This is a genomic window from Psychrobacillus sp. FSL K6-4046 (genome assembly GCF_038624605.1).
In the GTDB taxonomy this organism is placed as follows: domain Bacteria; phylum Bacillota; class Bacilli; order Bacillales_A; family Planococcaceae; genus Psychrobacillus.
Window position 1 is genome coordinate 2487809 of record NZ_CP152020.1, and the last position, 11960, is coordinate 2499768.

The 11960-nt window shown below is 37.1% G+C and carries 9 protein-coding genes; all 9 read right to left on the reverse strand.

Annotated elements, in window-relative coordinates; genetic code table 11:
- Positions 1-102: 102 nt before the first annotated feature.
- On the reverse strand, positions 103-834 hold the full coding sequence (locus MKY09_RS12385; protein WP_342566783.1) for an SDR family oxidoreductase: 732 nt from the start codon (positions 832-834) through the stop codon (positions 103-105).
- Positions 827-2131 (reverse strand): pitrilysin family protein, encoded by a 1305-nt coding sequence (locus tag MKY09_RS12390; protein ID WP_342566784.1) that lies wholly within the window; start codon positions 2129-2131, stop codon positions 827-829. Before MKY09_RS12390 ends, MKY09_RS12385 begins: the two co-directional genes overlap by 8 nt.
- The gene (locus MKY09_RS12395) at positions 2124-3401 is read right to left on the reverse strand and encodes a pitrilysin family protein (protein ID WP_342566785.1); all 1278 of its coding nucleotides are present in this window, start codon (positions 3399-3401) and stop codon (positions 2124-2126) included. The genes MKY09_RS12390 and MKY09_RS12395 overlap by 8 nt, the downstream gene beginning before the upstream one ends.
- Before the next feature lie 157 nt (positions 3402-3558).
- Positions 3559-4518, reverse strand: coding sequence for an ABC transporter permease (locus tag MKY09_RS12400; RefSeq protein ID WP_169358649.1), 960 nt, complete (start codon positions 4516-4518; stop codon positions 3559-3561).
- Positions 4519-5565, reverse strand: a complete 1047-nt coding sequence (locus MKY09_RS12405; RefSeq protein WP_169358648.1) for an ABC transporter permease — start codon at positions 5563-5565, stop codon at positions 4519-4521.
- Positions 5555-7102 (reverse strand): ABC transporter ATP-binding protein, encoded by a 1548-nt coding sequence (locus MKY09_RS12410; protein ID WP_169358647.1) that lies wholly within the window; start codon positions 7100-7102, stop codon positions 5555-5557. Before MKY09_RS12410 ends, MKY09_RS12405 begins: the two co-directional genes overlap by 11 nt.
- Positions 7103-7235: 133 nt before the next feature.
- Positions 7236-8315, reverse strand: coding sequence for a BMP family protein (locus tag MKY09_RS12415; protein WP_169358646.1), 1080 nt, complete (start codon positions 8313-8315; stop codon positions 7236-7238).
- A 47-nt stretch (positions 8316-8362) separates the two neighbouring features.
- Entirely contained in the window at positions 8363-9091 is a 729-nt protein-coding gene (locus tag MKY09_RS12420) for a GntR family transcriptional regulator (protein ID WP_169358645.1), read from the reverse strand.
- Positions 9092-9643: 552 nt separating this feature from the next.
- The gene (locus MKY09_RS12425; protein ID WP_342566786.1) at positions 9644-11950 is read right to left on the reverse strand and encodes a DNA translocase FtsK; all 2307 of its coding nucleotides are present in this window, start codon (positions 11948-11950) and stop codon (positions 9644-9646) included.
- Between the last annotated feature and the right edge of the window lie 10 nt (positions 11951-11960).

Consider the following 11960-nt stretch of genomic DNA (forward strand, 5'->3'; position numbering starts at 1 on the left):
ATAGAATGACGTTCTCAATGCATTAATAGTTCTATCATATATGATTTTATAACCGAATAAAAGGAAAAAAGAAAAGAGAGTTAACTTCCCCCTTTTCTTTTCCTAAATATACCAACCACCATTAACTCGAATGACTTGACCAGTAATATAATATGCTTTCTCACTTGCTAAAAAAACAACCACATTGGCTACGTCCTGTGGTTTTCCAAATATACCTGCAGGAATCTCTTCTAATATAAACTCTCGTGATTCATCATCTAAATGAGCGTTCATTTTTGTATCGATAAAACCTGGTGCTACGACATTGACGTTTGTCTTTTGCATTGCAACCTCTTTAGCATAGGCTTTCACAAACGCATGCTGAGCCCCTTTAGCAGCGGAATAGGCTGCCTCATAGGAAGCACCTGTTTCTCCCCATATAGAGCCAATAAAGATAATAGAGCTATGCTCATGCTTTCGTAGCTTAGGCGCTAATCTTCCCGCTAAAAACATCGGATGCTCTACATGTACTTGAAAGAGATGTCTTATTTCCTCCAGAGAGGTCTCTTCTATACCTTTATAAAGACTTTGGCCTTGGGCAAAGACAATCGATTGAAGAGAGTAAATAGAATTCACAATGACTTCAATTGCATTTGTATCTAATAGGTCTGCTTGAATAGGTATGAATTCCTGTTCTGGATAGGCAAGATCGAGGGCAACTATAAGTTCATCCACCTTCTCTTTATTACTTGCAAAATGAAGGTACAGGGACCATCCAGCCTCCGCCATACTTAGGCTAGTAGCAATCCCTATTTCTCCAGACGCACCTATCACTAGAGCAAACTTCTTAGCCATTATCTGTTTCCTTTGATGGAATAATCTTAAATACAGTATGCGTATTCTCATCCTTAAAGGCTTCAAATGCCTTCTTGACTTGGTCCACATCTAAGTTCTCTAAGGCTGGTACTACATCAAATAAATTCATATCGTTAAACTTATAACGAGTAAATTGGTTTGCAATATATTCAATTGAATTTAATGAACGTAAGAAATGACCAATTTTCTTTCTGGTGATTCGTTTCATATCCTCTTCTTCTAATGTCCAATTCGTTGCAAATTTAGTGATAGTTTCTTTAATCTTCTGACCAAGCTCTTCTGGATTTCCTGTATCGGAGCCTATCATTGCAAAACCGTAGCCTTCCTCCATAGAGAAGTCTGCACTATAGGATTCATCGATTAACCCTTTTTCATAGACCTCTTGGAAAAACGAGGATGTTCTACCGAATATCAGTTCAACTGCCACTTGCATAGCCAACTCATAATTTAACATTTCTTCACCGGTAATATTAACATTGTTCGATTTTATGCCATATAAAAGCTTAGACTTTTGTACGTCCATTTTTAACGTTCGTTCTTTTTTATCTACTTGCGGCTGCTCATCTGGGTAGAAACGGACAATTTCCTCTGGAGCCTTAAATTCTTTTTTAGCCTGATTTTCTTTCACAAATTCCATCATTTCTTTAGGATCTACAGCTCCTACAACGAACAACACCATATTCGAAGGGTGGTAAAACGTGTTATAGCATTCGTAAAGATGCTCAGCTGTAATATGACTAATAGACTCTATTGTGCCCGCGATATCAATTTTCACTGGATGTTCTTTGTACATATTTTCAATCGTACCAAAGTATAACCTCCAGTCCGGCTGGTCGTCATACATGGTAATTTCTTGCCCAATAATACCCTTTTCCTTTTCAACAGTTTGTTCTGTGAAATATGGCTCCTGTACAAAATTAAGAAGAGTATTAGTGTTTTCTAATATATTATCTGTTGAGGAGAATAAATAAGAAGTTCTTGTAAATGATGTGAATGCATTGGCAGAAGCCCCATTTTCACTGAACTTCTGGAAAACATCTCCTTCTTCCTTTTCAAACATTTTATGCTCTAGAAAATGGGCGATCCCGTCTGGTACTGTAACAGGCTCTTTTTTACCTAGAGGAATAAATTCTCGGTCAATAGAACCGTATTTTGTAGTAAAGGTTACATATGTTTTGGAAAAGCCTTTTTTAGGCAAAATATAGACATTTAATCCATTGGAAAGTTCTTCGTGATATAGTGTTTCTTCTAGCTGTTCAAAGTAAGTTTCATTCATTGTCTGCACCGTCCTTACCAGATAAGAAATAGACAAATTCCTTTTCGATATTTGAAGCCATTTCTTGAATTTGCTCCTTCGTGACATCTTCCCATTTAGCGGTCCAGTTTTTCACTGTAAAGGATTCATCGAGTTCTTTATATTGATCGTAAATTTCTATTTGTCCTCTAGCAGAATCCAAAGATTCCTTAAGCTGGTTTTTAAGCATGGATTTTGTCTGATTGATCTCTAAATCAGATATATTTCCTTCTTGCATTTCCTTTAGCTGTTCGTCTATTAATGCCACAGCTTTTTCCTGTAGGTTGGCATCAATTCCAGCAAATACAAAAATGCGACCATAAAGGGAGGAAAAGCTACTTGAGGCATAGTATGCCATACTTTCTTTTTCACGAACATTCATGAAAATCTTGGAATGGGCAAAGCCACCAAGAATACCATTAGTAATTTGCATAATTGGGAATTCATTAGAGTAAAACGTGACTGGAGTTCGATAAGAGATATGTAATTTCCCTTGCTTCATGTCCTGTTTTTCATGTAAAAACTCGTTGTCGTTTGTTGAAACAGCACTTTCTGTTTCTTTTGGAATGTCTGCAGAACGAGCTTCAAACGGGAAAAATTCACTAATTTTAGTTTTCATTTCATCTACATCTACATCACCTACAATATAGATAGATAATGGTTCTTTTGTAAGCAGGTTTTGATGCATTTCTAATAACTGTTCGTTTGTTATTGCCTTCACTGTTTCCACCGTACCATTAGCGCTAATAGAAGCAGGATGATCGGGTAAAATATTTTCTAATAATCGTTGCTGTGCATAACGAGTTTTATCATCGTACATAGACTGAATACGTTCTATCACTTGTTCTTTTTCTCGCTTCACAACCGATTCAACAAATTTTCCATTGTCTAAGTTAGGTTGGAAAAGCACTGTTTGTAATAATGAAAGTACTTCATCTACCACAGTTTCATTAGACAGATAAGCATCGTTAACAGTTTCGGCATTTAAAGAAAAAATATGATTTAAACCCTTTTTAGATGTGTCAAAATATAATACCGCTCCGAATAATTCATCTAAACGTTTTCTAAAAGATGCATATGTTGGATATTTGGCATTGCTATATTGCAGTACATTGGAAAGTACCGCTCTTACTGCAGCAGACTCTACAGTTAATGGCTGCTTCCATTTAAATGAAATATTAATGGTTTTAAATTGTTCTGTAGGTCTTATATAAAGCTGGACACCTTTGGCTAATTCAAAATGTTGAAACATGAAAAGAATTCCCCCTTTTTCTTTCTAGTGTTACTCATATACCTTTTCACTATACATCTTCTAATTATATCAATACAAACAAAAGGGACCAAACTTAATTGGTCCCTTTTTAATCGCTATATTTTTTATTATTAATTGGTAAATTCTAAGCAAAAATTTATCTTTTTCCTTTAATATAAGGAATACCGCTCGCTTTAGGAGCATTTGCTTTCCCTATAAATCCTGCTACAGCAAGAATCGTTAATGCATATGGTAAAATGTGCAAGTAATAGCTTGGAATCTGATCAATGTATGGTATTTGTCCACCAACGATACTTAAAGCTTGCGCAAATCCGAAGAAAAGTGCTGCTCCAAGTGCTCCTAGCGGATGCCATTTACCAAAGATCATGGCTGCAAGAGCCATAAATCCTTGTCCATTAATTGTAGTGTGACTGAACTCTCCTGAAATAGATTGAGCATATACAGCTCCACCAATACCAGCCAGCATACCAGAAATAATTACTGCAATGTATCTCATTTTCTTTACATTAACTCCCATTGTATCTGCTGCCATAGGATGCTCACCTACTGCACGAAGGCGAAGACCAAATGGAGTTTTGTAAATAACAAACCATGCTAGAATAGCTACTGCAACAGCTAAAATAGAAGTAGAGTAGACATCCTTAAATAACATTGGTCCGATGATTGGTATTTCACTTAAACCAGGAATATCAAAACGTATAAAACGTTCTTGAATATAATCTGTTTGTCCTTTGTCATAGATCATTTTTACTGTGAACAATGCAATAGCGACACCTAACATATTAATCGCTACCCCAGAAATGGTTTGGTCTGCTCTAAACGATACAGATGCTACCGCATGTAGTAAAGCAAATATACCTGAAACAATCATGGCTGCAATAACTGCAACCCAAGGTGTCATAGCACCAAACGTACTAACGAAAGTCAGGTTAAAAATGATGGAAATAAAGGCACCCATAACCATCATACCTTCTAGACCAATATTAATTACACCAGATCTTTCAGAGAAAACTCCACCTATAGCAGTGAAAACTAAAGGGGCTGCATAGAAAATTGCTGATGGAACGATGAAATATAATACATCTAAAAAGCTCATTTAATTCGCCTCCTTTTTCTTACTAATCTTTTCAAGGAAATAGCGAATGACATATCCACAGGCAACGAAGAAAATAATAATCGCAATAACAATCGATACAATTTCTATCGGAACTCCTGCAGCGTTAGGCATATTAGTTGCTCCATATTTTAGAGATCCAAATAGTGTAGCACCAAAAATTACTCCTAGAGGTGTATTCGCCCCCAGTAAAGCCACGGCGATTCCATCAAACCCGATACCTGTGAAGGCACCTTTAGAACTTGCGTAACCAAATGTACCTAATGCCTCCATAGCACCAGCTAGACCGGCAAAAGCACCTGAGATAACCATAGATAAGATGATATTCTTAGAGACATTCATACCAGCATACTCTGAAGCATGCTTGTTAAATCCTACTGACTTCAATTCATATCCAGTAGTTGTTTTCTCTAAAATGAACCACATTAATAAAACCATTGCTAACGCAATAAATATTCCATAATGTAAACGAGAATAGTCTGTCATGCTTTGGAAGAAAGCAGACGTCAGTGAAGCGGTTGGTTTAATAGATTCCGTACTGTCGCCACCATCAGCAACGATTTTAATAAGCGCATTCGTTGTATGAAGTGCAATGTAGTTCATCATGATCGTTACTATTACTTCATGCACCTGAAGTTTTGCTTTTAATAATCCTGGTAGGAAAGCCCACAATCCTCCTGCAACGGCTGCAGCAAGTATTGCTAGTGGTAGATGTATGTACATTGGCAGATCAAATGCAATACCGACGTAAGCCGCTGCAAACCAGCCTACAAGTAATTGCCCCTCCACTCCAATGTTAAACAGCCCAGTGCGGAAAGCAAACGCCACCGCAAGCCCTGATAATAGGTATGGTGTTATTTGACGTACTGTTTCACCCATTCTATAGGCATCTCCAAATATACCTTCCCATAGCGCAGCGTATCCCAAGATAGGATCGTATCCGCTTATTAGCATGACAATCGCACCCACGATTAACCCTAGTATTACGGAAATAACAGGGACAAGTATATTTACTACTCTATTCGACATGCTCTACATCCCCCTGCTTCTTATCTTTTTCTCTTGTTTGTCCTGCCATTAATAGACCAAGCTCTTGCTCTGTCGTTTCTTTAGGTAAAAGAGAATCAACAATTTGTCCATCATATATAACAGCAATTCGATCCGATACGTTCATAACTTCATCAAGTTCAAACGACAGAAGTAAAACAGCTTTCCCTTTATCTCTTTGTTCTATTAAACGCTGATGAATAAATTCGATTGCCCCTACATCTAAACCACGAGTAGGAAGCGCCGCGATCAACAACTCAGGGTCACGTATAACCTCACGACCGATAATGGCCTTCTGTTGGTTACCTCCTGATAATGCTCGAGCCAATGTATGCTCACCTTGTGTACGTACATCATATTCTTTAATAATTTTTTGCGCTAAGTTAGACACTTTTTTGTAATTTATAATTCCTCTTTTAGAAATAGGCTCTAAATAATAGGTTTGAAGAGCAATATTGTGACCAATTGGAAAATCTAAAACTAAACCATGTCTATGTCTATCCTGTGGAATATGTCCAACTCCCGCCTCTGTCACTTTACGAGGTTTTTTGTTTGTAATATCTATTCCATTTAGATTTATAGATCCACTCTTAGACTTACGAAGACCAGTAATTGCCTCAATTAGCTCACTTTGACCATTTCCGTCAATCCCTGCTAAACCGAGAATTTCACCTTTGCGAACAGTTAAGTTTAACCCTTTAACCTTTTCAATACCTCTATAGTCTGTCACTATTAAGTCTTTAATGATCAATGCTTCTTCCTTAGGTTTAGCTTCGCCCTTAACTGTTTTAAATTCAACCTGACGTCCAACCATAAGCGATGCCAATTCGTTTGGATTTGTTTCTGCTGTTATAACAGTACCAATTCCTTTACCTTTACGAATAACCGTGACTCTATCCGACACATCCATAATTTCTTTAAGTTTGTGCGTTATTAAAATGATAGATTTACCTTCTTTAATAAGACGCTTCATAATTTGAATAAGCTCATTAATCTCTTGAGGAGTTAAAGAGGCTGTCGGTTCATCAAAAATTAGTATTTCAGCACCACGATAAAGCGTTTTCAAAATTTCTACCCGCTGTTGCATTCCTACGGAAATGTCCTCTATTTTTGCATAAGGGTCTACATTTAATCCGTAAGTTTCTGACAGTTGCTCTATTTTACGTGCAGCATCCTTAATATTTACGACACCGCCATTAGTTGGTTCGTTACCTAAAATAATATTTTCCGTAACTGTAAAGTTTTCCACTAGCATGAAATGCTGATGAACCATTCCAATTCCCAGGTCATTGGCAACGTTTGGGTCCGTAATTTTCACAGACTTACCTCTTACTTTTATGTCGCCTGCTTCTGGTTGATACAGACCGAATAATACGTTCATGAGAGTGGACTTTCCTGCTCCATTCTCACCTAAAAGAGCATGTATTTCTCCCTTTTTCAATTGAAGGGTTATATTATCATTTGCTACGAAAGTTCCAAACTCTTTCCGAATGCCTAGCATTTCTATTACATAATCCAATGAATTTCACTCCCTACTTGAATACTAGTACTAAATTAATACAGGAAAGACTTTAAATATTTAAAATCTTTCGTCCATTAATTTAAAATATCATAAAGACCGAGCAAGTCGGCCTTTATGATGTTAAGTCAAATTATTCTACAGTTTCAGGAACTACGATTTCACCAGAAGCGATTTTTTTAGAATATTCTTCAATTTTCGCTAAAACATCCTCAGGAATAGCTCCACGTGAATCAGCAAGCTGAACACCTTCTTCTGCTAAACCGTAAGTAACCGTTTTACCACCTGGGAATTTCCCTTCCATTGTTTCTTTTGCAATGTTTTGTACTGCTACATCAACACGTTTTTGCATAGAAGTAAGCGTTACATTAGTGTCGCCAACTGCTCCTTCTTCGTATTGGTCAGAGTCAACTCCAATAACCCATACGTTAGCATCTTTATCTTTTGTTTTACGTTCTTTAGCTTCTGCAAAAACACCATTACCAGTTCCACCAGCTGCGTGGAAAATAATGTCTACGCCTGAAGAGTACATACGATTTGCTGTTGTTTTACCAAGAGCTGCATCGTCAAATTTACCAGTATACTGAACATCTACTTTAATAGATGGATCAACTGCTTTAACTCCTGCAAGGAAACCTGCTTCAAAGCGTTCAATAACAGGAATTTCCATTCCACCAACAAAACCAATTTGTTTTGATTCAGACATTAATGCTGCTGCTACTCCAGCAAGGTAAGAACCTTCTTGTTCTTTAAACATTACAGAAGCAACGTTTGGAGCATCAACTACTGCATCAATAATTGCTAATTGAGCATCTTTTTGCTGTTCAGCAATTGTAGTGATAGGCTTTTCCATCAAGAAACCAATACCATAAACTATGTCGAAGTCACGACGAACTAAGTTAGTAATATTGTTGATATAATCTGCATCTGATTGTGATTGTAAATAATCGTAACCGCCATCGCCTTTTTTAAGACCATGCTCTTTACCGAATGCTTCAATACCTTCCCAAGCTAATTGGTTGAATGATTTATCATCTACTCCACCGACGTCTGTAACCATTGCGATTGAGATGTCTGCTGTTTCTTCAGTTCCAGTACCAGCATTAGAACCTTCGTCTTTCTTTGTTTCCTCATCTTTAGAACCACATGCTCCAAGAATTGTACCAGCAGCTAAAACAAGTGATAAGCCTAAACCAAATTTACGTTTCGTCAACTTGAAAACCCCCATTATTTTTCTTCTTCTTAGCAGGAACTACTTTTTTACACCCTTTTCCGAACTACATGAAAGCTAAATTTGTCTGCTCGAAAATAATTTTTCGAATATAAAACTACACGATCATTCTCATCATAATGCAATTGTTTTAAAATCAGCAACGAAGTCTCTGGATCACAATTTAAGGTTGGTGAAGCTACTTCATGATATCCCACTGGATCAATGAAGGTAACCGCATGCGAAATCCTTATATCACCTGATTCCTCCAATGCTGTAAAAATAGAGCCTTCTTTTCTTATAAGAAAATCTGCCGGTAAATAATATTGTGGAACTTTATCGATACAATATACCACTGGTTCACCATCTGCAGTTCGGACCCGCTCCATTGTAACAACGGTCGTATCCTCCTCACACTGGAATCGTTTTGCATCATCTTCAGATGCTTCTGATTCCATTGAACTAAGGTAAATAGTACCAGGCTCCATCCCTGCGTTTCTAATCATCGCCGAAACACTTGAGAGTTGTTCAATCCCTGATGTAAAAACAGGCTTTGAGTTAACAAAGGTTCCTACACCATGTCTTCTTACGATAATATTTTCTTCCTCTAGCACTCGCAGAGCTTCTCGTAAAGTTGCTCTACTTACCCCAAGAAGCTTGGCCAATTCAAATTCAGAAGGTAACTTCTCCTTTTCTTTGAAAATCCCTTTTTCAATGTCTTGTTTAAGACGATCGATTACTTGTAGGTATAAATGCCTTTGATCCATTTTTATTGTCATTTAAAACACCACCATTATGAAGAGATCAGACCTCTGATGTAAAACTTTCCTACTAATCAGTACATACTATACCACTTTTAATCTTTTAAATAAATACTTTATTTACGAAATTATTATTTGTTTTTACGTTGTTAATATATAAATGTAATCATTTTGTCATAATATATCTCTTAATGTGTGATACTAATTGATAAAAACCCTTGAAAACACTGAATTTTGTCAGTGTTTTAAATTGCTTCACATTGTAGTAAAAAAAAGGAATTATATATAAAAATTACATTCAAAATATAGTAATAAATTTTATTTAGCCTTACTGTTTTAAATCTTTAAAAATCAAATTTTTCTTAGAAGCATTTTACATTTACCAACTTTTGGTAGTCACCTTCCAGGAATGCACGATAACCCCTCTGCTTTGCTTACGCATGTTTGTAATGTCTTTAAAAATAAATTATTTATTCTTTAGTAATTAAAAAAGATAATCGAGTATAGAACTTCTCGATTATCTTTCGTATGTTTGCATATGTTATTCCTCATAAATGGTTAGCACATTTTTTACAATGGATCTTGGTCGTAATCTTGTTTTGATATTAACACTTGTCTTGGTTTACTTCCTTCGTATGGTCCTACGATTCCACCCATTTCAAGCTGATCAATAATACGTGCAGCCCTAGAATATCCAACACGGAAGCGTCTTTGGATCAAGGAAACTGAAGCTGTTTGCATTTCCATGACTAGTTGTGCGGCATCATCATACAGTTCATCTCGTTCTAACTGCTCCTGCGATTCTTCCACTTCATCTGGAATCATTTCCTCTTGGTAGTTTGCCTTTTGCTGCTCAATTACAAAATCGACAATTCTCTCTACTTCGGCATCTGACAAATAGGCGCCTTGTACACGAACAGGCTTAGAGCTGCCAGCTGGTAGGAAGAGCATATCCCCTCTACCTAGAAGTTTTTCTGCTCCACCCATATCCAAAATAGTTCTCGAATCTATGGAAGAAGATACCGCAAATGCAATTCTTGAAGGTATATTAGCTTTAATGATTCCTGTAATAACATCCACACTCGGTCGTTGTGTCGCTATTATCAAATGGATTCCAGCTGCACGGGCCATTTGAGCGAGTCGTGTGATAGAATCCTCTACATCACTTGAAGCTACCATCATCAAATCAGCTAGCTCATCGACTATCACTACAATAAATGGAAGTTTAGGATGCTTCTCTTCATTTTCTTCATTCCATTTTTCTATATGGTCGTTGTAGCCTTGGATATTTCTCGTCCCTGTATGGGAAAATAAGTCATATCTTCTTTCCATTTCAGAAACAATTTTTTTCAATGCCTGGGATGCTTTTCTTGGATCCGTAACTACGGGTGCTAACAAATGGGGAATCCCATTATAGACGTTAAGCTCAACCATTTTTGGATCAATCATCATCATTTTAACTTCATGCGGTTTTGCTCGCATCATAATGCTTGTTATAATCCCGTTTATACAAACACTTTTCCCGCTACCTGTCGAACCGGCAACAAGTAAATGAGGCATTTTGTTTAATTCGGCTAATACTGCCTGTCCGGTAACATCACGACCAAAACCTATTAATAGTTTTTGGCTTGGCTTATTATTCTCTTTTGCCTCTAGTACTTCTCGTAAGCTTACGATTGCCACTTCTTTGTTTGGTACTTCTATCCCTATAGCAGACTTCCCTGGGATTGGAGCTTCAATTCGGATATCTCTAGCCGCTAAAGCAAGTGCTAAATCATCGTGAAGACTTACGATTCTACTAACCTTCACTCCTACGTCAGGAAGTACCTCATACTTAGTAACTGCAGGCCCTAAATGGACTTGCATGACTTTTGCCTTTACCCCAAAGCTTAAGAACGTTTGCTCGAGCTTTTTAGCATTAGCTTGAATTGCATTTAACTCTCCACTTTGATCATTGTGCTCTGGAGAATCTAATAGATTAATACTCGGTAACTGATAATCTTCGTTTTCCAGTTCATCCGCATCCATATTAATCTCAATAGGTTCTGTTGGTTCTGTCGATTCATTTGTCTCATCTTTTCTTGTGATTCTCTCTGTAAAAGCAGAGATAATCGGAGAAGATGGGATTTCTGGTTCTTCTTGTGGCGGATGATTGGAGTCAAGTATGGTAACAGCTTGCTCCGACTCTTCTTGTACTGCATCTTTACGAGATCTGCGCGAAACCTTCTTCTGCTCCGTTGAAGGCTTTTTCTTTTCAGCTTTTGGTCGGTTCTTAAAGCTTTCAGCCATCTTAGGAGATACTTCTACCAAATAAGGTACAAGTGCTTTTCCTGTCAAAAGAACGATACCAATTAATAAGAGTAGCCAGCTAATAACTTTTGCACCAGCAGAGTCAAACAACACATGGAATGAGGCAAACAGAATAGCCCCAATCATACCTCCACCTAGAGAACTACTTCTATTCGTAATACCTCCACTTTCTACTAAGACCCTGTAGCTTTCCCTTAGAACAGAGTTCGTCATCAGTGCCTTGCCCTCAAACAGTTGCTCAAAAAGTGCTAAATGACTAAATATTAGTAAGCTGCTTAAAATAAAGGCTCCACTTAATAACAAGCGATGATTCCACGGTGGAAAGGATTGTTTGATCATTATAATAAGAGCATAAATAACGAACATAAATGGTATCGCGATATGCCAATTTCCAAATAAAAAATACCCAATATAAGCGAGTACTTCTCCAACTAAGCCATATTCAAAGAATGAAATAACTGCGATTCCCAATATGAGAAGCCCTATTATTTCAAACATTAAAGGATGAAGGGATTTCTTCTTACTTTTATTTTTGTTAACTTTTTTCTTTGTTTTCTTCTTTGCCAAGAATATCACC

What these genes read in the sequence shown, in the direction of transcription:
- MKY09_RS12420 (WP_169358645.1), bottom strand. Translation starts at nt 9,091, where the DNA reads ATGACAATAAAAATGGATCAAAGGCATTTATACCTACAAGTAATCGAT.
- MKY09_RS12405 (WP_169358648.1), bottom strand. Translation starts at nt 5,565, where the DNA reads ATGTCGAATAGAGTAGTAAATATACTTGTCCCTGTTATTTCCGTAATA.
- MKY09_RS12400 (WP_169358649.1), bottom strand. Translation starts at nt 4,518, where the DNA reads ATGAGCTTTTTAGATGTATTATATTTCATCGTTCCATCAGCAATTTTC.
- MKY09_RS12390 (WP_342566784.1), bottom strand. Translation starts at nt 2,131, where the DNA reads ATGAATGAAACTTACTTTGAACAGCTAGAAGAAACACTATATCACGAA.
- MKY09_RS12385 (WP_342566783.1), bottom strand. Translation starts at nt 834, where the DNA reads ATGGCTAAGAAGTTTGCTCTAGTGATAGGTGCGTCTGGAGAAATAGGG.
- MKY09_RS12395 (WP_342566785.1), bottom strand. Translation starts at nt 3,401, where the DNA reads ATGTTTCAACATTTTGAATTAGCCAAAGGTGTCCAGCTTTATATAAGA.